This is a genomic window from Parafrankia irregularis, from assembly GCF_001536285.1.
GTDB lineage: Bacteria > Actinomycetota > Actinomycetes > Frankiales > Frankiaceae > Parafrankia > Parafrankia irregularis.
This window is the reverse complement of the sequence record NZ_FAOZ01000008.1, coordinates 372,669-396,252: the sequence shown is the minus strand read 5'-3', so window position 1 is coordinate 396,252 and position 23,584 is coordinate 372,669. Positions and strand designations below refer to the sequence as shown.

Sequence of the window (23,584 nt, the reverse complement as noted above, 5' to 3'; positions counted from 1 at the left end):
GGGATAACCGCTGAAAGCATCTAAGCGGGAAGCTCGCTTCAAGATGAGGTCTCCCACAGGGTAGCCTGGTAAGGCCCCCGACTAGATGATCGGGTTGATAGGCCGGAGGTGGAAGTGCGGTGACGCATGGAGCTGACCGGTACTAATAGGCCGAGGGCTTGACTACTTTATGATTCTGCTGTTTTGCGTCCACTGTGCGGTTCTCGGGCTGCGACCGGAGGGTCGGGTCTGATGGTGTTTCGGTGGCTTTGGCGAAGGGGAAACGCCCGGTTCCATTCCGAACCCGGTAGCTAAGCCCTTCAGCGCCGATGGTACTGCGTGGGGGACCGCGTGGGAGAGTAGGACGCCGCCGGACTTCTTTCCGATGGGGTTGTTTCTGGCCTTGTGGCTGGGGGCAACCCCATCGGCATTTCTGCGTTCTGCCGCAGGACCCACTCACCCGGTACACGGCGATCCACCGCGGCGCCTGGCGGCCCGGCAAATCATCCCAATAGGTGCATATGGGACAGTGCGCCACTTGGTGATCCGCAAATACTGCGGATTTCGGTTGCTGCAACAGCCGCAATCTTCATGTCTTGCTCGGAAGCGGCGGCATCGGCGGATCTGGCATCGCCCTGGATCTCGCGGCCCACTCCCCGGCAACAACGATCATCAGATTCCCACCCTGCGGCAACAGGATGCCGGCGCGTCGTGTGGTCTCGGCGACGACGGCCGCGTGCCCATCGCCGGCGGCGTGCGCTGGTCGCGGGTGCTGATCACGGGTTCCGACGGCGCGCGACCGGTCTGATCCGCGGCCGACTGCCGCTCGTGAGCACAGCTATGGACACGGTTACCTAAAGGCATTAGGCTCATCTGTGGATGATCACTGCGGCGAGGTTCCAGGTCTGCGCCACCTCCGTCCGTCCGGCGAACGAGCGGAACGGGTGGTGAAGGTGCGACGTCCCGGACGGCCTGCCGCGGCCTCGACACGACTCGACCGGCCGGCGCTCGGTGCGGTGGGCCGTGACGTACGGCGAGCCGAAGGGATGACACAGATGACCACTGGGGACCAGCTTCTGATCGATGGTGAGTGGCGCACGCCGGCCTCGTCCGCCCGCATTTCGGTGGTGTCGCCGTCCACCGAGGAGGTGATCGGCGAGGTTCCCGACGCGGGCACGCAGGACGTCGACGCCGCGGTGCTGGCGGCGCGGCAGTCGTTCACCCGGGGCAGCTGGCGGGATCGGTCGCCCGAGGAGCGGGCCGACGTCCTCGAGGCGGCCCTCGCCGCGCTGGAACCGCGGCTCGGGGAGATCGGCGGGCTGGTCACCTCGGAGATGGGGCTGCCGACGACGATCGCGGGCATGCAGATCCCGGCGGCTCTCGGCGCCGGGCGGTTCTTCCTCGACGTAGCGCGGAAGAACCCGCTGAGCGAGGTCCGGCAGACGATGTACGGCCCGGCGGCCGTGGTGCGCGAGCCGGTGGGTGTGGTCGCGGCGATCGCTCCGTGGAACGGCCCGTTCAACATGGCGATCGGGAAGATCATCCCGGCGCTGGTGGCAGGTTGCAGCGTCGTGTACAAGCCGGCGCCGGAGACCCCGCTGGACGGCTTCCACATCGCTGAGGCACTGACCGGTGCGGGGCTGCCGCCCGGGGTGTTCAACTACATCACCGGTGGTGCCGACACCGGGCGGGCGCTCGTCACGCACCCGGAGGTCGACAAGGTCAGCTTCACCGGGTCGACCGCGGCCGGCCGGGAGATCGGCCGGGAGGGCGGTGCGAGCTTCAAGCGCCTCCAGCTGGAGCTCGGGGGCAAGTCCGCGGCGATCGTGCTTGACGACGCCGACATCCCGACGACGATGGCGGGGCTCGCGGTCGGCTCGTTCTTCAACACCGGCCAGGTGTGCGCGGCCTTCAGCCGGGTGCTGGTGCCGCGCACCCGGTTCGACGAGGTCGTCGGCGCGCTGGTGGCGACCGCGGAGTCGTTCGTGGTCGGGGACCCGTTCGACCCGTCCACCACGATGGGCCCGCTGGTGTCGCGACGGCATCAGGAGCGGGTGCTCGGATACATCGGGATCGGGCGGTCCGAGGGTGCCACCGTGGCCACCGGCGGCGGGGTTCCCGAGGGCCTGGAGAAGGGCTGCTACGTGCAGCCGACCGTGTTCACGGACGCGACCAACGCGATGCGGATCGCCCGTGAGGAGATCTTCGGCCCGGTGGTCACCGTGCTGGCCTACGACACCGTCGACGAGGCGGTCACGATCGCCAACGACTCCGACTACGGCCTGCACGGCGCGGTCTTCACCGCGGACCCGCAGCGCGCCGCGGACGTCGCCCGCCGGGTGCGGACCGGCACGTTCAGCGTCAACTCCTTCACCTACAACACCGAGGCGCCGTTCGGCGGGGTGAAGTGCTCGGGCGTCGGCCGCGACACCGGTGCCGAGGCGGTGGCGTCCTACTACGAGCTCAAGACGGTCAATCTCACCCCGGGCATGGAGCCGCTGTTCTCCTGACCAGTCCCGGCGCGGGTGCCAGGACGGAGCGGCGCGGGTGCCGGAACGGAAATGACGACGAAGGAGCCAGGTATGGGCGCTGACATCGCCCCGGGCGTCCCGGCGGATCTGCCGCCGGTGGTGGAGCGGCACGGCCAGGTCGTCGCCGCGGGCGACCAGCGGGCGACGCTCGCCGACTTCCGGCCCGACCGGATCGGCCAGCTCGTCGCCTCCGCCGCGCTGCCCGACCGGATGTCAGGTTCGGAGGTGCTGAGCATCGCGCCGGGCGACGGCGGGCTGATGACCGCGCACATCCGTTACAGCGGCGTCGACGGTGAGCGGATCGTGCTGCGGTCGCGCTGGATCCGCCTGCCGCAGGGCTGGCGGGTCTCGGACGTCCGCAACGTGCCCGACACGCCGCCGGTGCTGGCGCCGGTTGAGCTCGACGGGCTGGACGCACCGCACTGGGCGGCGGCACGCGAGGGCGAGCTGCGGATCCAACGCTGCGGGGGGTGCGGCGAGTGGATCTGGGCGCCGCGGCCGATCTGCCCGGCCTGCCACGGGTTCGACCTGGACTGGCCGGTCGTGGCGCCGGAAGGCCGGATCTTCTCCTGGACCAGGACCTGGCAGCCGTTCGCCCCCGAGGTGCGCGGCCACCTGCCGTACGTCGTGGTGCTCGTGGAACTGCCGGCCGCGGGCGGGCGTCGGGTGCTCGGCGTGCTGCGCGACGCCGACGGCGCCGACATCCGCATCGGCCTGCCGGTCAGGGGCGACTTCGACCCGCCGGCCTCGCCGGCCGCGGTTCCGCTGTTGCGCTGGAGGATCTCATGACGACGAGCGGTTCGCTGTACGGGGCCGCGGCCGTGGTGGGGATCGGCACCACCCCGTACCGCAAGCGGGGGACGGCGCCCGCCTCGGCGCTGAGGCTGACCCTGGAGGCCGTGCTGGCGGCGTGCGCGGACGCGGGGCTCGACCCCCGTTCACTCGACGGGTTCGTGTCGTACGCGAACGACGCCAACGAGGGCATCGCGGTCGGCTCGGCGCTGGGGGTGCGCGAGATCCGCTGGTCGACCATGGTGTGGGGCGGCGGTGGCGGCGGGGTCGCGGCCGCGGTGAACGCCGCCGCCGCGGCGGTGGCCTGCGGCCAGGCCGAGCATGTCGTCGTCTACCGCGGGATCACCGAGGTCGACGACGGGCGCGGCAGCTACGGCCGTGGGCACTTCCCGCCGCTGCTGCACAGCCACGGCCTGCTCACCCCGGCGCAGATCTGCGCGCTGCGGACGCAGCGTCTGCTGGAGGTCGACGGGGTGCCACGCTCGGCGCTGGAGGCCCTGGTACAGGCTGACTACGCGCACGCGCAGAACAACCCGGCGGCGGTCGCCCACGGACGTCCACTAGACCCGGAGGTCTACGCCGACGCGCGGTGGATCTCCGAGCCGCTGCGGCTCTACGACTGCTCCCGGGAGAACGACGCGGCGGCCGCGGTGGTCGTCACGTCGGCGCGGCGGGCGCGTGAGCTCGTCGAGCGGCCGGCGTTCATCCTGTCCGGGGTGCAGGGCGCGACTCGCGGCTGGAGCGAGTCCGCGGAGAACGAGACGAGCTACACCAGCGCCGGGTTCCACCCCGAGCTGGTGCGGCGGCTGTGGGACGGGGCCGGGGTGAAGGCCGGCGAGGTCGACGTCGTCCAGGTGTACGAGAACTTCAGCGGGCCGGCGGTCGCCGCGCTGATCGATCTGGGGCTGTGCCCGCCGGGGCCGGAGGCCGGGCGGTTCATGACCGTCGAGAACCTCACCGCCCCGCACGGCCGGCTGCCGATCAACACCGCCGGCGGCAACATCGCCGAGGGGTTCGTCCACGGGATCGGGCTGGTCCTGGAGGCCGTCCGGCAGATCCGCGGGACGTCGGTCAACCAGGTGCCGGGCGCGGATCTCTCACTGCTGCTGGGAGGGCCGATGGCACCGCTGGTGAGCGCGACCCTGCTCGGGTCGCAGCGAACGCTCGCCGGCCGGTGATCGTCGCATCGAGACCGTTCTCGTCCGCCGCGCCAGCGGGCGGGCGGCCGAGAACCGAAGGGGACTGAACACAATGACCACGAATCCGTCCTCCCTGGTGACCGACGCCGGCGGCGAGGAGCCCGCGGCGCTGTTCACACGTCACGACGGCCACGTCGGTGTCGTCACCCTGAACCGCCCGCGGGCGCTCAACGCGGTGAACGCGCGGCTGTCGGTGGATGCGGGGGCCGCGCTCGAGCAGGCGCAGTCCGACCCCGAGGTCCGCGCGATCGTGATCACCGGCGCGGGCCGTGCCTTCTGCGCGGGTGCCGACCTCAGGGAGCTGGCCGCCGGCAACCGGGTCGACGACGTCGAGCACCCCGAACGGGGCTTCGCCGGGATCGCCCAGCACTGGGTCGGCAAGCCGACGATCGCCGCCGTCAACGGCTTCGCGCTCGGCGGCGGCACGGAGATCATGCTGGCCTGCGACCTCGCCGTCATCGACGAGACCGCGGCGCTGGGGCTGCCCGAGGTGAAGCGCGGGCTGTTCGCCGCCGCGGGCGGGGTGATCCGGCTGCAGCGCCAGATCCCGATGAGGATCGCGCTGGAGGCGGTCCTGACCGGCGAGCCGATCTCCGCCGCCCGGGCCTACGAGCTGGGCCTCGTCAACCGGGTCGCACCCGCCGGCACGGCCCTGGAGCTCGCCCTCGAGCTCGCCCGGGCGGTGGCGGCGAACGCCCCGCTGGCGGTGCAGGAGAGCAAGCGCGTCATGCACGCCACCGGCTCCGCCGGCTCCGACTGGGAGCGTGAGGTCTGGCGGATCAGCAACCAGGCCGTGAAAGTCGTCTTCACCAGCGAGGACGGGAAGGAAGGCGCGAGGGCGTTCGCCGAGAAGCGGGAGCCGAGATGGACGGGACGTTGACCGGGGCGCCCTGGCCCGCGTCGACCTCGATCGGGGCGACCTCGACCGGGGCGCGGCCGGCCACCGATCAGGTCACGGATCACGTCGCGGATCAGGTCGCCGCGCGGACGCTGCCGCTGCGGGGGGTGCGCGTCCTCGATCTCACCGAGGGAGCGGCGCAGTCGTGTGGGCGCTACCTCGCCGACCTCGGCGCCGAGGTGCTGCGGATCGAGCCGCCCGGTGGCTCGCCGGGCCGTGCGGAGCCGGTCGTGTTCGCGCTGCGCAACGCGGGCAAGCTCGGGCTGGTGCTCGACCTGGATGACGAGACGGGCCGCGAGCGGCTGCACGAGCTCGCCGGCACGGCCGACATCCTGCTCGACTCGTCTGGTGAGGCGACCGCGCGGGCCCGGGGCCTGACACCCGAGACGTTGTCGGCCCGGCATCCGCGGCTGGTCATTGTCTCGCTCACCGCGTTCGGCCGCTCCGGGCCCTACCGGGACTTCACCGCGACCGAGCCGGTGCTCGCCGCTCTCGGCGGTGTGCTGGCACGCTCCGGGCTGCCCGGGGCCCGCCCCGTGCTGCCGCCCGCCGGCCTGGTCGACCAGACGGTCGGTGTGCACGCGGCCTGGGCGGCGCTGGTCGCCTACGTCCGGCGGCTGCGGACCGGTGCCGGTGAGCTCGTCGACGTCAGCGCGCACGAGGCGGTCGTGCACGGGTTCGATCCCGGTTTCGGTACGCAGGGGTCGGCGGCCGCCGGCCGGCCGGAGGGCTTCCCCCGGGACCGCCCTGATGCCAGTGCCTTCTACCCCGTGTTCCCCTGCGCCGACGGGCATGTGCGGATCTGCCTGCTCGCCCGGCGGCAGTGGCGGGCGATGTTCGCCTGGCTGGGGGAGCCGGCGGAGTTCGCCGACCCGAGTTACGACACCATCCCCGCCCGGTTCGCCGCCGCCGACCGGCTGCATCCACTGATCGGGGCGCTGTTCGCCGGCGTGCGGCGCGACGCACTGGTCGCCGAGGGGACCCGGCGCGGGGTCCCGATCGCCGCGGTGCTCACCCCCGGCGAGGTGCTGGCGGCCGACCACTTCGCCGAGACCGGCACCCTCGTCGACGCCGAGATCGCCGAGGGGCTGCGGGCCAGGGTTCCGTCCGGATACATCTCGGTCGACGGCGTTCGCGCCGGGCTGCGCCACCGGGCCCCGAATCTCGGCGAACACACCGAGCTGCTCCTGGACGAAGCGGCGCCGGGCGGCGCGGCGGCGGACGGACCGGTGCCGGGCAGCGCGGTGCCGGGCAGCGGGGCGCTGGACGCCGGGGCGCTGGACGGCGGGGTGCTGGACGGAACAGGTGAGCGGGGGCCGGAGCCCGACCTGGGCATCCCCGGTGATCCGGCGGATGGGCCGCTGGCGGGCCTGCGCGTGCTCGACCTCGGGGTGATCGTGTTCGGCGCGGAGCTCGGCCGGCTGTTCGCCGACCAGGGCGCCGACGTCATCAAGATCGAGAACGAGGCCTTCCCGGACGGGCTGCGCCAGACCCGCCGGGGCGGCGGGATGAACGCGTCCTTCGCCTGGGGCCAGCGGAACAAGCGTGGTCTCGGCCTCGACCTGCGCAGCGAGCAGGGCGCCGCCCTGTTCCGGGAGCTGGTGCGGCACGCGGACATCGTCGCGGCGAACTTCAAGCCCGGCACCCTGGAGTCGCTGGGTCTCTCCCACGCCCAGCTCGCCGAGATCAACCCGAGGATCATCGTCTCCGACAGCAGCGCCTTCGGCTCGCGCGGGCCGTGGAGCGGGCGGATGGGCTACGGCCCGCTGGTCCGTTCCTCCTGCGGTGTCTCCGCCCTGTGGCGGGACCCGACGCGCGCCGAGACGGACAGCCAGGCGTACTGCGACGGTTCGACGGTCTACCCCGACCACATCGCCGGGCATGTGACGGCCGTCGCCGCGCTCGCCGCGGTGATCAGGCGGGCCCGCTCGGGCCGGGGCGCGGCGTTGGAGACCGCGCAGGCGGACGTCGCCGTGATGCCCCTGGGCCCGGCCCTCGCGGCCGAGTCACTCGCCCCGGGAACGGTGGCCCCGGGAACGGTGGACGGCGGCGCCGGGAACATCTTCGCGGCGGTGCTGCCCTGCGCGGGTGACGACGAGTGGTGCGTGGTCGACGTCCGGGGCGACGAGCACTGGGCCCGGCTGGCGACGGTGCTCGGCCGGCCGGAGCTGGCGGTGGGCGAGCTTGCCACCGCCGGAGGGCGGCGGGCCAGGTGGGCCGAGGTCGAGGAGCTGATCGCCCGGTGGACCGCGCAGCGTACGCCCGCGCAGGTCACCGCCACGCTGCAGGAAGCCGGTGTCCCGGCGGGCGCGATGGTCCGGCTGCCCGAGGAGCTGACCGATCCGCAGCTGGTCGCACGGCGGTCGTTCCGGACGCTGGAGCACCCGCTGCTGTCCCGGCCGGTGCCGGCGAACGCCCGCATCGCATGGTTCTCCACCATCGCGGACCCGCCGCTGCGGCCGGCGCCGGTGCCGGGCGAGCACACCCGGGAGATCTGCCGGACCCTGCTGGGGCTGACCGAGGACGAGATCGACCGCCTCGTCGAGGCCGGCGTCCTGCAGCCGCCGCCGGAGCACGCCCTGGCCTAGCCGGAAGCAGAGGAGCCGAGGAGCCGAGAATTCCGCTGCTGTCGAGCAAGATCGGAGGATTCTGGTTGTTGGACAGCCCGTAGCGGAATCCCCGAACTTCGGGGCGTCGTTGCGACCAGACAAGAGCTGAGGATCGCGGTCGTCAGGGCGACCAAAATCTCATGATCTTCGGGCGGGCTTGGCTGCGCCTGGCGTGGCCGTGCCCGGCGCGGCTGTGACCTGGGGATCGGATGTGTTCGGCCGGGCATGTTGGACAATGGTCAGATGCCCAGGCCGTCCCAACCACTCCTCAGCCGCCGCCTCGTCATCGAGACGGCGCTTCGCCTCATCGACGAGGAGGGCCTGGAGACGTTCAGCCTGCCGCGGCTGGCGACCCGGCTGCAGGTCCGTACTCCGTCGCTCTACCACCACTTCACGGACAAGGCCGAGATCCTGGCCGCGGTCGCGCGGGAGATCGTGCTGGAGGCACGCCCGCCGAGCGAGCACCTGGGGGACGCCTGGATGGAGTGGTTCGTCGGCCTGGGCCTGAGCTTCCGGCGTGCCGTGCTGCGCCACAGCAACGCCGCTCTGGTCCTGCTGCAGTACCTGCCCCGGGACGTTCTGACCGAGGTGTACGAGGAGGCCGCGACGGTGCTCGCGGAGGTCGGCGTGCCGGCCGAGCAGCGCCTGCTGATCATCGACGGTCTGGACAAGATGGTGCTGGGGGCGGTTCTCACCGAGGCGATGAAATCCCCCGCGGACCGGGCCCGGATCTTCTCCGGTGTGGAGCCGGAGAAGCTGCCGGCGCTGGCGACGGCGATGGACGCCAACTCCCGCTCGGCCGCGGAGATCTACGCCGAGTCCCTGCGCTGCCTGCTGCGCGGCGCGGTCAACCCGGCCGACCTGGTGCCCGCACAGCCGTGACACCGCACAGCCGTGACACCGAGGCCAGACGTCAGGTCGGCCAGTCGAGCTGCGATTCGGGGATGCCGTGGGCGCGGCCGTAGTCCTCGGCCTCGGCGCGCCTCTGTGAGTCGCCCCGCGGGTACCGAAAGATCCGGCCGGGAAACACGATGAAGGTCTCCGTGGCGGTATGCAGGTCCACGTACCACCCGGGCGCATTGAGGGCCACGCTCAACTGCTTGGCCAGCGCCTCGGCTTCGGCGTCTGCGACGTCGAAGAAGATCAGCGTCCAGACGGATGGCTGATCGACGGTGGCATTCCCGGACGCCGATCGCTGGATCCTCCGCACTGAAAACTGAAGATTGCTCAGTACCGCCCCTGCGCGCAGGCTCTCCGCGATGAGTACTCCGGCGGCCATTGACGGCTCCCTGGGGTCAGGATCAGGTCTGGCTCGCATCTTCCTCCGAGGAGCAGATCACCGACCGGCCAGCCTGAAGATCATTGAGTCCCGCCCGCTCCCGATCACGTCAGCCAGCGCCCCTGTGTGACGGGAGCGGCGGGTCTCGGTACTGGTCAGATGCCCCAGTCGGCGGGCACTTCGGCGGCGTGGGCGCCGGGCTCGGGGGCCGCGGTGGGCCGGTCCGGCACCGTGCGCGAGAACCGGGGGGCCGGTGCGGGCTGCGGGGCCCCGTGCAGGTCGAGCAGCGTCCCGCGGGCGGCGAGGTGAGGGTGCTCGATCGCCTCGCCCCAGCTGAGGATCGGGGTGACGCAGGCGTCGGAGCCGTCGAACACCTTCGCCCAGTGGTCGCGGGGGTGGGCTCGGAAGGCGTCCGCGAGTGTCGCACGCAGCGCCGGCCAGCCGGCCTGGTCGTACTGGTCGGGCAGGGCCGCGGCGTCCAGGCCGAGCAGCGCCAGCATCTGGGCGTAGAACTGCGGCTCGATGCAGCCGACGGCGACGTGGCCGCCGTCGGCGCACTCGTAGGTGTCGTAGAACGGGGCGGCGCCGTCGAGCAGGTTCGCGCCCCGGTCGTCGGTCCACCCACCCAGGCTGCGCATCGACCACATCATCTGCGCCAGGACGCTGGCGCCGTCCACCATCGCGGCGTCGATGACCTGGCCCAGCCCGGAGCGTTCCCGCTCCCAGAGCGCGGCGAGGACGCCGGTGATCAGGAACATCGAGCCGCCGCCGAAGTCACCGGCGAGGTTCAGCGGTGGCACCGGCCGCTCACCGGCCCGGCCGACGGCGTGCAGGACGCCGGTCAGGCTGATGTAGTTGATGTCGTGGCCGGCCTGCCGGGCCCACGGGCCGTCCTGGCCCCAGCCCGTCATCCGGCCGTAGATCAGCCGTGGGTTCACCGCCTGGCATTCGGCCGGGCCGACCCCGAGCCGCTCGGTGACACCGGGCCGGTAGCCCTCGATGAGGATGTCGGCCTTCGCGACGAGGCGCAGCACCAGCTCGCGCCCGTCGTCGGTCTTGAGGTCGGCGATGACGGAGCGCCGCCCGCGCAGCAGCGGCTCACGTTCCGTGCTGCCGGGACGGTCGACCCGGACGACGTCGGCGCCCAGGTCGGCGAGGATCATCGCCGCGTGTGGGCCGGGGCCGATACCCGCCAGCTCGAGGACACGCAGCCCGGTCAGTGGGCCCATCAGGAACTCCTCGCCTTGGAATCTCCCGCGTTCACGTGGGAGAGGACGTCAACGGTCCGTGTACATCGCGGGGCGTTTCTCCAGGAAGGCGGCGACCGCCTCCTGATGGTCCGCGGTCGTCGAGCAGAGGATCTGGTTACGGTTCTCCAGGTCGAGCGCGGCCCGGAAGCTGGGGATCTCCAGGTTCGACCACAGCACATCCTTCGTCATCCACACGGCGAAGGGACTGTGCGCGGTGATGGCCGACGCCTTGTCGAGCGCGGCGTCGAGCAGCCCGTCGTCGGGGACGACCGCGGAGACCAGGCCGATCCGCTCGGCCTCGTCGGCGTCGAAGGAACCGCCGGTGAGCAGGAGGTCGGCGGCGCGGGAGAAGCCGACGATCCGCGGCAGCGTCCAGCTCACTCCGATGTCGCAGCCCCCGAGCCCGCGCTGGATGTAGGAGGCGTGGAAGGTCGCCGAGGCCGCCGCGATCCGGATGTCGCAGAACAGGCTGATCGACAGGCCGGCGCCGGCGGCCGGACCGTTGACCGCGGCGATGATCGGGGCCCGCACCCGGCGGAACCCGTCGGCGAGATCGGCGATGCGCTGCTGCAGCCGCATCCCGGCCTGCGTCGTCCCCTCCCCAGCCTCGGGGGCACCGGGGATCTCCCCGTAGCCCTTCAGGTCGAGGCCGGCGCAGAACCCGCGCCCGGCGCCGGTGAGGATGACCGCGCGGACCCGGGAGTCGTCCTGGATCCGGCCCAGCACCTCACGTAGGCCCTCGACGAGCTCGGTGTTCAGCGCGTTGAGCGCGCGCGGCCGGTTCAGCCGTACCAGCAGGACGCCTGGCCGGGCCTCCGTCGTCTCCAGCACCGGTCCCGTCACGGCCTGCGCGCCTTGTTCGTCCATCCCGTGTTCATCCAGCCCGCGTTCATCTGTCCCGCCCGTTCATCACTGACCACATATCACATATCACAGGTCGAGCACGAGGACAGGGGACAGTGCCCGGGAGACACACGGCATGAGCACCGTGCCGCCTTCCCGTTCGTCCTCGGTCAGCAGCGAGTCCCGGTGGTCGGGCACCCCGGAGACGACGGCGGTCTCGCAGGTCCCGCAGGTGCCCTCCCGGCAGGACGTCGGCACCTGCACCCCCGCGTCGGCGAGGGCGTCCACGATCGATCTGTCGGCCGGCACGGTGACCGCCGTGCCGCTGCGGGCGAGCTCGACGACGAACTCGCCGGCCGCCGGCGCGTCGGCGATCTCCTTCGGCGAGAACCGTTCCAGGTGCAGCGTGCCCGCCGGCCACGGGCCGGCCTGCTGTTCGAGCGCGGCGAGTAGCGGCTCCGGGCCGCAGCAGTAGATCGCGACGCCGTCGCGCGGCGCGCCGAGGAAGCCGGCCAGGTCGAGCAGCCCGAACTCATCCTCGGGACGGATCATCACCCGGTCATCGCCGTAGCGGTCGGCGAGCTGCGCCGCGAACGCCATGGACGACCTGGTCCGCCCCCCGTAGAGCAGGGTCCACCCGGCGCCGGCGGCCTCGGCCTTCTCGATCATCGGCATGATCGGCGTGATGCCGATGCCACCCGCGACGAACAGGTACTGCGGGCTGTCGACGAGCGCGAAGTGGTTGCGCGGGCCGCGGGTCCGCACCACGTCCCCCGGACCGATCCGGTCGTGGACGTAGGCCGACCCCCCGCGCCCACCCGGGGCCCGCAGCACCGCGATGCGCAGCGTGGACGGATCACCCGGGTCGCCGCACAGCGAGTACTGCCGGACGAAGTGCTCCTCCCCGCCGGCCGGCGAACCGGGCTCGGCGCCGGCGCCGAGCCCGGGACCGGGTCCGAGCAGCAGGTCGATGTGGGCGCCCGGTTCCCAGCCGGGCACCGTGCCGCCGCCCGGCCGGGCCAGGGTCAGGCACACGACGCCGTCGGCGACCGGTTCTCGCTGCTGGACGACCAGGTCCTCGGTCTGCTCCTGGGCGCGCACGTTCCTCACCCCTTGTCGAGTGGACGAGACGTTGACGTCGGCGGACAGCGGCCGACCTCGTAAACCTTATGGCATTAGGTTATCGTGGGCATGCCTCGATCGCCAGTGGGACGGATATGTCGATCCGGGCCTCGCGGCGGCAGGCTCGGTATCCCGTGGCACCGGTAGTTCGTCTCCACTAAGGGCAAAAGGGGCGCAGGATTGCCTGGCAAACCGCAAGCGTGAAGGATTTCGGTCGTCAGAACAACCAGAATCCTTCACGCTTGCGACTCACCAAGCCGGGCTTACCGGACCCGACGTGGGCCGCGCTGACCGTCGGCTAGTCGCGCGCTGTGAGGCGTGCGCCGGGTGCGAAGACCGGCAGGACCTCGCCGAGGACCTCGTCGCTGCCGGCCCCGGAACCTTCGTCGGGCTGGTGAGGCTGGATGAACCGGGCGCTCACCGGCTGGCCGGCGCGCAGGTCGCGACCGTCCGTGCCGACGAGGCGGACCAGCAGCCACGGGCCTTCGGCGAGCTCGACGACGGCGGTCACGTACGGCACGGCGCCGCGCAGCGCCGACACCGGCACCTGGCGGACGACGGCCCAGGTGACCAGCACGCCCCGGCCGGAGACGGCGAACGGTTCCAGCCGGGCCGAGCCGCAGCCGGTACAGGTCCGAGCCTCGGGGCCGAGCACGTCGCCACTGTCGAGGCAGCGGCGGACCAGCAGCTCACCGCGCGCGGCCGCGTCGAAGAACGCCGCGCTCGCGTCGTCCCGCGCGACCGGCGGAAACGCGCCGTCGCTCATCCCAGGCCTCCTGAGGACGTCCGCGGGTGCGGGCTGAGCACCAGCGTCGAGTGATGTTCGAGGATGCCGCCGTTGCCGCTGACCAGCACGATGTCGTTGCGGGGCGCCTGGCGGGCGCCACCGGCGCCGCGGGCCTGGATCACCGCCTCGGACAGCGGGGTCATCCCCCACATGTAGTAGGAGGACAGCTGGCCGCCGCCGGTGTTGCAGGCGAGCTTGCCGTCGGGGGAGAGCCGGCCGTCGCCGACGAACGCGCCGCCGTCGCCCTTCTCGCAGAACCCGTAGTCCTCCAGTGTCACCAGCACGGTGTAGGTGTAGCAGTCGTACAGCTCGCAGATGTCGACGTCACCGACACCGATGCCGGCCATCCGCATCGCCGCCGGTCCGCTGCGTGCCGCCGGGGTGACCAGGCCCCAGGGTGAGCCGGCGTGCATCCGGCGCGGTTCGTGTGCCTGCGCGTACCCGTGGACGTGTACCGGCGGATGGCGTAGTGCCCGTGCCCGCTCGGCGGAGGTCACCACGACCGCGACGCCGCCGTTGCTGACCAGGCAGCAGTCGAGCAGGTGCAGCGGCTCGGCGATCGGGCGGGACGCCTGATGGTCCGCCACGGTGAGCGGTTCCCGCATCGCCGCCAGCGGGTTGCCGGCCGCCCACGCCCGCTGGGCGACCGCGATCGCGGCCAGCTGCTCCGACGTGGTGCCGTAACGCTCCATGTGCCGCCGGGCGGCGAGCGCGTACAGGATGTTCGGGTTGACCCCGCCGGACGCCAGCTGCCAGCCGGCGAGCCCGGTCAGCGCGCGGGGCTTGCGGCCCGCGCCACCCCAGGCCTCGCCGGCGCCGCGCCTCGGGGCCAGCGGCGCGTCGGCGAACACGCAGGCGACAGTGGTGGCGGCGCCGGCGGCGATGGCCTGCGCGGCCTGGGCGACCATCACCCCGGCGGTGGCGCCGAACGCGTTGATGTCGGCGAGCAGGCCGAGCTGCCCGAGGCCGAGGGCACCGGCCAGCTCCACGCCGACCTTGCCGGCCAGGCCGTTGCTGACCAGCAGGCCGTCGACATCGCCGAGCCGCAGGCCGGCATCGGCGACCGCGAGCCGGACGGCCTCGGCGGCGAGGCTGCGCGCGGAACGGCCGTAGACCTTGCCCAGTTCGGTGATGCCCAGCCCGGCGATCGCCGCGGTGCGGTCAGCGGTCATCGGCGCTCCTTTCCCGTGCTGCGTGCCGTGGTGCCATGTGCCGCGCGGTTCCACGGAGCCGCATGACACGGCACGGTTCCGCGGAGCCGCGGTTCCGCGGAACCGCCTGCCGCGGTGCCATATCCTCCGGTACCGCTCATTCCGGTGCCAGATACACCGAGCGGTGCCGCCGGTAGGGGGCGAGGCCTTCGGGCCCGAGCTCCCAGCCCAGGCCGCTGGCCTTGGTCCCGCCGAACGGTGCACCCAGGTCGAGCGCGTAGTGGTTGAGGCCGATGGTCCCGGTCTCGATCCGGTCGGCGAGTGCCAGGCCGCGTTCGGTGTCGGTGGTCCAGACGGAGCCGGCCAGGCCGAAGTCGGAGTCGTTGGCGAGGGCCACCGCCTCGTCCTCGTCCCGGTAGGGGATGACGCAGAGAACCGGGCCGAAGATCTCCTCGCGGGCGATGACACTGGTGTTGTCGACATCGGCGAACACGGTCGGCTCGACGAACCAGCCGACGGGCTGTTCCGCGGGCCGGCCACCGCCGACCGTCAGCCGTGCCCCGGAGGCCCGCCCCGCCTCGACATAGCCGAGCACCCGCTCCCGCTGCGCCGCGCTGACCAGCGGCCCGATCGCGGTCGACCGCTCCAGCGGGTCCCCGATCGTCAGGCCGCGCACCGTTTCCGTGACGGCGTCCACGACCTCGTCGTACCGGGCGCGGGGGGCGAGGATGCGGGTGCAGGCGTGGCAGGTCTGGCCGTTGTTCGCCAGTGAGACCTCGGGCAGGCGGGCCGCGAACAGGTCCAGGTCGGCGTCGGCGGCGACGATCGCGGCGGACTTGCCGCCGAGCTCCAGGGTGACGGGACGCAGCAGCCGCCCGCAGGCCTCGCCGATGGCCCGGCCGGCGGCGGTCGAGCCGGTGAAGGCGACCTTGTCGATGCCCGGATGGGCGACGAGATACGAACCGGCGTCCCGGTCACCCGGCACTATGTTGAGCACCCCCGGGGGCAGGCCGGCGGCGAGCGCGGCCTCGGCGAACACCAGTGCGTCGAGCGTGGTCTCCGGAGCCGGCTTGAGCACGACGGTGCAGCCGGCCGCCAGCGCCGGGGCGATCTTCATCGCGGCGAGCGGCTGCGGGTAGTTCCACGGGGTGATCGCGGCGACGACGCCGACCGGGCGGTGCTGGACGATCGTCCTCCCGCGCGGGACGCCGGCCCGGATCTCGTCGGGTGCTTCGTCCCTGATCAGATCCGCGTAGTAGTCGACCATCATCGCGGGGCTGTAGCCGTTGGCGGCGCGGGACAGCCGGATCGGCATCCCGTTCTCCTGGCTGACCAGTACGGCCGTGTCGGCCGCGCGGGCGCGCAGCTCGGCGGCGAAGCGCTTCAGCAGGTCGCTGCGCTCGGGGCCGGTCAGCACGGCCCACGGGCCGCGCAGCGCTCGCCGTGCCGCCGCCACCGCGAGGTCGATCTGGGCGGGCCCGGCGAGCGCGACCTGGCCGAGCGTCTTCTCGGTGGCCGCTTCCAGCACGTCCACCGTCCGTGGCGCAGCCAGCCACTGGTCGTCGATGAAGAGAGTCGACCTGTCCAATCCGGCACCTCCGCGAACCGACCGGCCGGCCATCCGTCGCGGTGCGGCGGATCGGCTCGTGCTCAGGGAATCGGTCTGGCGGCGGGACGGCACTCGTCCTCATCCCGACGCCAGATACCTACAGGCTGTAGGTTAATGGGGTCGGGATGGCCGGTCAACCGGTCGCCTGATCGCTGCGGCCGGTGACGAGTGCGCGATGTCGGGTGTGGGCGATCCGGGGGTGATCAGGTGGCGGTCACGGAGAGCCGACCCGCGGCTGCTCGAACCGGGTCGCGACTCCGGCGAGCAGTGCCCGTACCGACTCGCGGAATATCTCGTCCACCGTCCACGGATTGGACGCGAGCCCGCGGGTGAGGATCGGGTGCTCGACGTGGTCAACGTGCGGATAAATGAGATCCCGCTTCTCCGGGGCCTTCATGACCTCCGACAGCGCGGCGCCGAGGGTGACCTTCTCCAGCGTGTCGAGAATCAGGATGTGCACGTAGCTCGGGAAGTCGGTGTACTCGACCAGCACGGCGGCGGAGTTCTCGGTGACGGCGACCAGGATGTCGCGGGGCGGGAACTGCAGCATCAGCGGGGCCGCGTGGGGGTGCTCCAGCAGGACGTCCCGCAGGTTCGCCGCCAGTGACACGAACCACTCCTGCCACTCGTCCCGGCTCGGCCGGGCCGGGATCGCGGTCTGCGAGACCATGTACCGGGCGACCTCGGAGAGAATCTCCGCCTTGTCGCGGAAATGATGGTAAAGAGAAGCCGCCCGAACGGACATCGCGCTGGCGAGGCCCGGCATGCTGAAAGTCGCGAGACCGTCCCTGTCGATAAGTTCGAGGGATGTCGCGACAATGCTTTTCCGGCTCAGGAGCGGGCGGCTCGGGCGTGGCATGGGGAGGATTATGCCCGGATGGCCCGGTGTCGGGTCCCGGTCATCTTTGCAATGCGGCCGAAATGTGCCCGCCGTCACAGTCGGGCTTTGTTGGGGAGGCTGGTCGCCGGGCGCTGGTGAGAATCGGCGCCGCAGCCGGTCCGGGGCCGGCTGCCCACCGGTCGGGCTCCTGTGCGTTTCCTGGTGGGATGACGCCCGCCGTCGCCCTGGGTGACCCTCTGCTCGCCTGCTCGCCTGCTCGCCTGCTCGCCTGCTCGCCTGCTCGCCTGCTCGCCTGCTCGCCTGCTCGCGCGCCGGGCGCTGGCGACTGCGGGCTGGAGGCCGGCTCGGTCCGGCCTGACGGGCTGGCAGTCGTGCCGATCCGGGGGCGTCCAGATGTCCCCGGGATGGGTCTTGCCAGGTTAACCAAATGCCTTTAGGTTGTTCCGACACTGGTACCCACCCACCTGCACGCCTTCCTCTGGTCGGACCCGGGACCCCGCCGCGGAAGGCGCCCACAGGCATTCCTCGACGTGTGTTCCTGTACCTGTCCGGCGCCAGGCGGCGGCCAGGTGCTCCTTTCGCATGCCTTCGAACCCCGGTCTTGTATTGGAGAGATAGATGACGCGACCCAAGAGGCTTGTCGGCGGCTTAGCGTTGGCGGCCATGCTGCTTTCCGGTGCCGTGGCATGCGGCGACGGCGGTGACGACGGCGGCAGCGCCCCGGCCGCCGCGAACAAGGCCACCGGCGAACCGATCCGTATCGGTTTCATCAACCAGGAGCAGGCCGCCTCCGGCTCCTTCCCGGACCTGCGCACGGGCGCGTCCGCGGCCGCGGAGTACGTCAACAACCAGCAGGGCGGCGTCGACGGCCGGCCGGTCGAGTTCGTCAACTGCACCGTCGACGGATCACCCGAGGCGTCCCAGCGCTGTGCCAACCAGATGGTCGAGGCGAAGGTTCCGCTCGTCATCTCCGGCCTCGACTTCTCCGGGCCGTCCGCCACCGCGATCATCCGGGCGGCGGGCATCCCGTACGTGCCGATCCTGCCGATCCAGGGCACGGATCTGACCGGCGACGGCGTCTTCGCCTTCCTGGGCGGCAGCCCGGGCCAGTTCGCCGGCGTGGCCAGCTACGTGACCGATGAGATCAAGGCCGGCAAGGTCACCATCCTGGCCAACGACACCCCGCCGGGCGTCGCGGCGGCGGAGAGCCTCCAGAAGCTGCTGACCGCGAAGAAGGTGGGCGACGTCCAGATCGTCAAGGAGTCCCCGACCGCCACGGACTTCACCGCCTCCGTCACCGCCGCCAACGACGGATCGCCGGACGCGATCGTCGTCATGTTCGTCTCGCCCTCCTGCTCGCTGATCATGCAGTCGGCCCAGTCGCTCGGCATCAGGACCCAGATGATCTACCCGAGCAGCTGCCTCGACCCGGCGAACCTGGAGGCGGCCGGGGCCGCCGCCGACGGCGCTCTGATCACCACCGAGCAGCTCTCCCCGCAGACCGACCCGGACGACCCGGACGTGTCGACCCTGGTGACCGCGATGAAGGACTACGCGGACGTCGCCAAGGACGAGATCACGTCCTCGCACACGAACGGCTTCGGCGTGGCCATGACCGTGTTCGGCGTCCTCGGCCGCGCTGGCAAGGACATCACCGCCGCCTCCGTGCTCGACGCCCTGAAGGCCTCGAAGGACCAGGACGGCTTCCTCGACGACAGCTACTCCTGCGACGGGACCGCGCTGACAGGGGTGTCGACGGTGTGCAACGGCAGCGTCCGCATCGTCCGGATCGAGGGCGGGAAGCCGGTGCCGGCCAGCGACTGGACGACCTCCTGAGCGTTCCCCTGGACCGGCCGGCCTGAGAGGTGCTCGGTGGACTTCCTGTCGTTCGTGATCCTGGGACTCGGGTCGGGCGCGATCTACGCCGCATTCGCGACGGGGATCGTGCTCGTCCACCGAGCCTCGGGCGTCATCCACTTCGGTTTCGGGGCGACCGCCCTGTTCGGTGTCCTGCAGTACGCGGACCTGCGCCGGCACGGGATTCTCGTGCTGCCCGTCGGCCACATCGACCTCGGGACCGAACCGTCCGTGGCGCTGTGCATGCTGCTGGTGCTGGCGCACGCGCTGCTGTTCACACTTCTGATCTACCTGCTGTGTTTCGCGCCGCTGCACGCCGCGCCGCCGCTGGCGCGGGTGGTCGCCTCGGTGGGCGTGATGCTGGCGGTGCAGGCACTGATTCTGCAGCGCTTCGGGTCCGCGCCGCGGTCGGTGGCGGCCATCCTGCCGAACGAGCCGGTCACGGTCCTCGGGGCGACGCTGCCGCGGGACCGCCTGTACCTCGCCGCCATCGCGCTGCTGTTCGCCGCCGCGCTGCATCTGTGGTCGACCCGCACCCGGTTCGGCAAGGCCACCCGCGGTGCCGCCGAGAACGAGAAGGCGGCCATCCTGCTGGGCCTGCGGCCCCGCTGGCTGGCCGCCGTCAGCTGGCTGCTCGCCGGGGCCGTCGTGACCGTGGTCGGCATCCTGATCGCACCGACCACCTCGCTGGAGGCGGGCAGCTTCACGCTGCTGATCGTGCCCGCGCTCGGCGCGGCGCTGGTCGGCCGGCTCAGCTCGGTGGCCGTCGCCGCCGTCGCCGGGCTGGCGCTCGGGGGCCTGCAGTCCGGGCTGCTCTACCTGACCCGTGAGTTCAGCTGGCTACCGCAGAACGGCCTCAAGCAGGGCCTGCCGTTCCTGCTGGTCGTGCTGATGCTGATGGTGGCGGGCCGGCGGCTGCCCGGCCGCGGCACCGCCCAGGACCGGCTCCCGCCGGCACCCGCCGGCCGGCTGCGGCCGGTGCCGATCGCCGCGGCGGTGGTCGCCGCCGCGATCCTGCTGCCCCTGCTGTCGAGCCAGTGGCGGCTCGGGATGATCACCAGTGGGGTGGCGGCGGTCCTGTGCCTTTCCCTGGTGGTGCTGACCGGCTTCGTCGGCCAGATCTCGCTGGCGCAGATGTCGCTGGCGGGCGTCGCTGGGTTCACCCTCAGCAAGGTGACCGCCGACGGCGGCGTGCCGTTCCCGGTGGGGCCGCTGATCGCCGTGCTGGCGGCCACCGCGCTCGGCCTGCTCGTCGCGGTGCCGGCGCTGCGGGTCCGTGGCCTGCACCTGGCGGTCGTGACGCTGGCCGCCGCGGTGGCGATCGAGGAGTTCATCTTCAAGAATCCCAAGGTCACCGGCGGCCTGAGCGGCTCCACGGTGCCCCAGCCGGAGATCTTCGGGTTCTCGCTGGGCATCCGGGGCGGCGCCGAGGACTTCCCCCGGGTCACGTTCGGCTACTTCGTACTGGTGGTCACCGTCGCCGCGGCCCTCGGGGTCGCCGCGCTGCGGCGCCACGAACTGGGCCGGCGAATGCTCGCGGTGCGCGGCAGCGAACGGGCCGCCGCGGCGGCGGGCATCAACGCCGCCCGGGTGAAGCTGACCGGCGCGGCGATCTCCTCGGCGCTCGCCGGCGTCGGCGGCACCCTGCTCGCCTACCAGCAGGGCCAGCTGTCGTATGCCTCCTACAGCACCTTCACCTCGCTGGGCCTGCTCGTCGCGGTCTACCTCGGCGGGATCACCAGCGTGTCGGGCGCACTGGTCGGCGGCACCCTCTACTCGGGCGGCCTGGTCTCGGTCGCCCTGCACGAGTGGGCGGGCCTGGGTGACTACGAGACCCTGATCCTCTCGATCGGTCTGATCATCGTCGCGATCCGCAGCCCGGACGGGCTCGCCGGCCTGACCCGGCAGCGGCTCACCCCGCGGCTGCGGCAGCTGGCCAGGCGGACGACCACGGCGACGGAGCCGACCGTCACGACGGAACCGATCGCTGGGGCGGAGCCGATCGTCACGACGGAGCCGATCGCTGGGGCGGAGCCGACCACCACCACGAAGGAGGTGAATCCGCATGTTGCTGCGGGCTGAGCGGGTCGGTGTCGCCTTCGGTGGGATCCGGGCGCTCGACGAGGTCACGATGTCCGTGGCCGCGGGCGAGGTGGTCGGGCTGATCGGGCCGAACGGCGCAGGCAAGACGACGTTCATCGACGCCGTCAGCGGGTTCGTGCCGGCCACCGGCACCATCCACTTCGGTGACCAGCAGATCCAGGGGCTGCCCGCGCACCGGCGGGCGGCCCTCGGCCTGGTGCGGACGTTCCAGCACCTGGAGCTGTTCGACGACCTGTCCCTCACCGAGAACGTGCTGATCGGGCACGGCCGGCGTCCCGGCGGGCGGCAGGAGGCCGCCGCGCTGCTCTACCGGTTCGGCCTCGCGGACCATGCCGGGGCGTTCCCCCCGGACCTGTCCCACGGGCAGCAGCGGCTGCTGGCGCTGGCGCGTGCGCTGGCCAGCCGGCCGCGGCTGCTGCTGCTCGACGAGCCCGCGGCCGGCCTCGACAGCCGGGAGTCGGCGGCGCTCGCCGATCCGATCCGGGCGATGGCGACGGGGGAGCGGGCCGTCCTGCTCATCGACCACGACGTCGATCTCGTGTTCTCCGTGTGCGACCGGGTGTACGTCCTCGAGTTCGGCCGGGTGATCGCCGCCGGCGGGCCGGCCGAGGTCAGCGCGTCGGCCGCGGTCCGGGCCGCCTACCTCGGCACCGCGGGAGACGGCGCGGACCACGACGGTGCGGACCACGACGGGGCCGGGGCGGGCGTGGACCTGGACGAGCGGCAGAGCGAGAGACAGGAGAAGTCACCATGACAGCTGCACTCGCCGTGACCGGACTTTCCGCGGGGTACGGCTCGGCCCCGGTGATCCGGGGGATCTCGTTCGAGGTCCTCCCGGGCGAGATCGTCGCGCTGCTGGGGCGCAACGGGGCGGGCAAGACGACCACCCTGTTGACGATCTCGGGGCTGGTCCGGGCCCGCGCGGGGGAGGTGTCGGTCGGTGGCAAGGCCGTGGCGGCGCACCATCCACGCGCGGTGACCCGGGCCGGGGTGGGCCATGTCCCCGAGGAGCGCGCGCTGTTCGCGAACCTGTCGGTGCGCGACAACCTCGCGGTCGCGGGTGCGCGCCGGGCACGTGACCTGCGCCGGGTGCTCGAGCTGTTCCCCGAGCTCGAACGGCTGCTCGACCGGCGCTCCGGCCTGCTCTCCGGTGGGGAGCAGCAGATGCTCGCGCTGGCCCGCGCCGTCCACCAGCGGCCGAAGGTCCTGCTGGTGGACGAGATGAGCCTGGGCCTGGCGCCGAAGATCTGCCAGCGGCTCGTCGACATCCTGCGCCGGCTGGCCACCGAGCAGGGGCTGGCGGTCGTCCTGGTGGAACAGCACCTGTTCCTGGCGCTCGAAGCCGCCGACCGGGCGTACGTCCTGCACCGTGGGGAGATCACCCTGTCGGGTACCCGGGCCGAGCTGGCCGAGCGCCGGGCTGAGCTGGAAGCCGCCTACCTCGGTTCGGTCACCGCCGGCGCGGCGGCCGCCTGAGACAGCGGCGTTCGAACGGCTCCGACGACAGACAGATCCAACGAGAGTGGCCCGGGCCGCGGACGAGGTTCGTCGCGGCCCGGGCCACTGTGCTGTGAGGCGTCAGCTCCGGACGAGGTCCCGGCTGATGATCTCCTTCATGATCTCGTTGGTGCCGCCGTAGATGCGCTGGACCCGGGCGTCGAGGAACGCCCGCGCGATCGGGTACTCGGTCATGTAGCCGTACCCGCCGTGCAGCTGGACCCCGGTGTCGACGACCTTCCACTGCATCTCGGTGGCCCACCACTTCGCCTTCGCCGCGTCCACCGCGCTCAGGGTGCCCCGGTTGAGCTCGCGCACGCAGCGGTCGATGTAGGCGCGGGTCACCTCGATGCGCGTGCGCAGCTCGGCGAGGGCGAACCCGACCGTCTGGAACTCGGCGACCGGGCGGCCGAACGCCTGGCGCTGGCGGACGTAGTCCAACGTCCAGGCGAACGCGGCCTCCGCCGAGCACTGCCCGGCGATCGCGATCCCGAGCCGTTCCCGCGGCAGGTTGCGCATCAGCGCAGGCAGCCCGCCGCCCTCGACGCCGAGCAGGTTGCGGGCAGGCACTCGGACGTCCCGGAAGAACAGCTCGGCGGTGTCCTGCGCGGCCAGGCCGACCTTGTCGAGCTTGCGGCCGCGCTCGAAGCCGGGGGTGTCGCGCTCGACGACGAACAGGCTGAAGCCGCGGCTGCCGCCGTCGGTGCCGGTCCGGGCGAAGACGATCACCAGGTCGGCGAGGATGCCGTTGGTGATGAACGTCTTCGACCCGTTGATCACCCAGTCGTCGCCGTCGCGGACCGCCGTGGTGGCGATGCCGCGCAGGTCGCTGCCGGTCTGCGGTTCGGTCATCGCGATCGCGCCGACCGTCTCGCCGGTGGCGAAGCCGGGCAGCCACCGGGCCTGCTGCTGCTCGGTGGCCATCTCCAGCAGATACGACAGGACGATGTCGTCGTTGGTGGAGAACGACGACTGCAGCGACGAGGCACCGACCCGGGCGATCTCCTCCTGCAGGACGACGCGGAACCGGTAGTCGCGCTCCCCGGCCCCGCCGTGGCTCTCGGGTACCGCGAGGCCCAGCAGCCCGGCGGCGCCGGCCCGCTTCCAGGTCTCCCGGTCGATGAGACGCTCGGCGTCCCACCGCTCCAGGTTGGGGACCACGTCACGGGTGACGAACGCCCGCACCGTCTCCCGGTAGAGCTCGTGGTCGGACTCGAAAAGATCTGTGTTCACAGGT

19 protein-coding genes and 2 rRNA genes are annotated in these 23,584 nt (G+C 72.1%); 12 read left to right on the top strand and 9 right to left on the bottom strand.

Going from position 1 to position 23,584, the window contains the following annotated elements:
* The 8 genes from AWX74_RS16420 to AWX74_RS16385 form a co-directional block, all read left to right on the top strand.
* Window positions 1-166, top strand: a 23S ribosomal RNA gene (locus AWX74_RS16420); the annotation flags it as partial.
* 72 nt (window positions 167-238) lie between these two features.
* Window positions 239-355 (top strand): 5S ribosomal RNA (gene rrf, locus AWX74_RS16415).
* 679 nt (window positions 356-1,034) lie between these two features.
* Window positions 1,035-2,489, top strand: coding sequence for an aldehyde dehydrogenase (locus AWX74_RS16410; RefSeq protein ID WP_165615658.1), 1,455 nt, complete (start codon window positions 1,035-1,037; stop codon window positions 2,487-2,489).
* A 72-nt stretch (window positions 2,490-2,561) separates the two neighbouring features.
* Complete coding sequence (locus AWX74_RS16405; protein ID WP_091277508.1) at window positions 2,562-3,299, top strand: Zn-ribbon domain-containing OB-fold protein; 738 nt, start codon at window positions 2,562-2,564, stop codon at window positions 3,297-3,299.
* Complete coding sequence (locus AWX74_RS16400; RefSeq protein WP_091277506.1) at window positions 3,296-4,480, top strand: thiolase C-terminal domain-containing protein; 1,185 nt, start codon at window positions 3,296-3,298, stop codon at window positions 4,478-4,480. The genes AWX74_RS16405 and AWX74_RS16400 overlap by 4 nt, the downstream gene beginning before the upstream one ends.
* 73 nt (window positions 4,481-4,553) lie before the next feature.
* On the top strand, window positions 4,554-5,381 hold the full coding sequence (locus AWX74_RS16395) for a crotonase/enoyl-CoA hydratase family protein (RefSeq protein WP_091277503.1): 828 nt from the start codon (window positions 4,554-4,556) through the stop codon (window positions 5,379-5,381).
* Complete coding sequence (locus tag AWX74_RS16390) at window positions 5,366-7,987, top strand: CaiB/BaiF CoA transferase family protein (protein ID WP_091277502.1); 2,622 nt, start codon at window positions 5,366-5,368, stop codon at window positions 7,985-7,987. The genes AWX74_RS16395 and AWX74_RS16390 overlap by 16 nt, the downstream gene beginning before the upstream one ends.
* Window positions 7,988-8,251: 264 nt before the next feature.
* Window positions 8,252-8,890: a TetR family transcriptional regulator gene (locus AWX74_RS16385; protein ID WP_054569930.1), complete on the top strand. Its 639-nt coding sequence runs from the start codon at window positions 8,252-8,254 to the stop codon at window positions 8,888-8,890.
* A gap of 31 nt (window positions 8,891-8,921) precedes the next feature.
* Here the strand turns inward: AWX74_RS16385 and AWX74_RS16380 are convergent, their stop codons facing one another.
* From AWX74_RS16380 to AWX74_RS16345, 8 genes are all read right to left on the bottom strand, one after another.
* Window positions 8,922-9,287, bottom strand: coding sequence for a hypothetical protein (locus tag AWX74_RS16380; protein WP_091277500.1), 366 nt, complete (start codon window positions 9,285-9,287; stop codon window positions 8,922-8,924).
* A gap of 155 nt (window positions 9,288-9,442) precedes the next feature.
* Entirely contained in the window at window positions 9,443-10,516 is a 1,074-nt protein-coding gene (locus AWX74_RS16375) for a CaiB/BaiF CoA transferase family protein (protein ID WP_278184631.1), read from the bottom strand.
* A 48-nt stretch (window positions 10,517-10,564) separates the two neighbouring features.
* Window positions 10,565-11,404 (bottom strand): enoyl-CoA hydratase/isomerase family protein, encoded by an 840-nt coding sequence (locus AWX74_RS16370; protein ID WP_091277497.1) that lies wholly within the window; start codon window positions 11,402-11,404, stop codon window positions 10,565-10,567.
* A 63-nt stretch (window positions 11,405-11,467) separates the two neighbouring features.
* Window positions 11,468-12,481, bottom strand: a complete 1,014-nt coding sequence (locus AWX74_RS16365) for a PDR/VanB family oxidoreductase (RefSeq protein ID WP_091277495.1) — start codon at window positions 12,479-12,481, stop codon at window positions 11,468-11,470.
* Between the two features lie 319 nt (window positions 12,482-12,800).
* Window positions 12,801-13,268 (bottom strand): Zn-ribbon domain-containing OB-fold protein, encoded by a 468-nt coding sequence (locus tag AWX74_RS16360; protein WP_091277493.1) that lies wholly within the window; start codon window positions 13,266-13,268, stop codon window positions 12,801-12,803.
* The gene (locus AWX74_RS16355; RefSeq protein WP_091277491.1) at window positions 13,265-14,461 is read right to left on the bottom strand and encodes a thiolase family protein; all 1,197 of its coding nucleotides are present in this window, start codon (window positions 14,459-14,461) and stop codon (window positions 13,265-13,267) included. The genes AWX74_RS16360 and AWX74_RS16355 overlap by 4 nt, the downstream gene beginning before the upstream one ends.
* Before the next feature lie 136 nt (window positions 14,462-14,597).
* The gene (locus tag AWX74_RS16350; RefSeq protein ID WP_207550341.1) at window positions 14,598-16,028 is read right to left on the bottom strand and encodes an aldehyde dehydrogenase; all 1,431 of its coding nucleotides are present in this window, start codon (window positions 16,026-16,028) and stop codon (window positions 14,598-14,600) included.
* A 235-nt stretch (window positions 16,029-16,263) separates the two neighbouring features.
* Complete coding sequence (locus AWX74_RS16345) at window positions 16,264-16,908, bottom strand: TetR/AcrR family transcriptional regulator (RefSeq protein WP_091277488.1); 645 nt, start codon at window positions 16,906-16,908, stop codon at window positions 16,264-16,266.
* A 600-nt stretch (window positions 16,909-17,508) separates the two neighbouring features.
* Between AWX74_RS16345 and AWX74_RS16340 the strand changes: the two genes are divergently transcribed.
* The 4 genes from AWX74_RS16340 to AWX74_RS16325 are packed head-to-tail and all read left to right on the top strand — an operon-like array spanning window position 17,509 to window position 22,326.
* A complete protein-coding gene (locus AWX74_RS16340; protein WP_091277486.1) occupies window positions 17,509-18,726 on the top strand; it encodes an ABC transporter substrate-binding protein in 1,218 nt (405 codons plus the stop codon).
* Between the two features lie 36 nt (window positions 18,727-18,762).
* Entirely contained in the window at window positions 18,763-20,829 is a 2,067-nt protein-coding gene (locus AWX74_RS16335; RefSeq protein ID WP_091277484.1) for an ABC transporter permease, read from the top strand.
* Window positions 20,813-21,604, top strand: coding sequence for an ABC transporter ATP-binding protein (locus tag AWX74_RS16330; RefSeq protein WP_091277482.1), 792 nt, complete (start codon window positions 20,813-20,815; stop codon window positions 21,602-21,604). The genes AWX74_RS16335 and AWX74_RS16330 overlap by 17 nt, the downstream gene beginning before the upstream one ends.
* The gene (locus AWX74_RS16325) at window positions 21,601-22,326 is read left to right on the top strand and encodes an ABC transporter ATP-binding protein (RefSeq protein ID WP_091277480.1); all 726 of its coding nucleotides are present in this window, start codon (window positions 21,601-21,603) and stop codon (window positions 22,324-22,326) included. The genes AWX74_RS16330 and AWX74_RS16325 overlap by 4 nt, the downstream gene beginning before the upstream one ends.
* Window positions 22,327-22,428: 102 nt before the next feature.
* Here AWX74_RS16325 and AWX74_RS16320 read toward each other — a convergent pair whose 3' ends face one another.
* Entirely contained in the window at window positions 22,429-23,580 is a 1,152-nt protein-coding gene (locus AWX74_RS16320) for an acyl-CoA dehydrogenase family protein (RefSeq protein ID WP_091277478.1), read from the bottom strand.
* Between the last annotated feature and the right edge of the window lie 4 nt (window positions 23,581-23,584).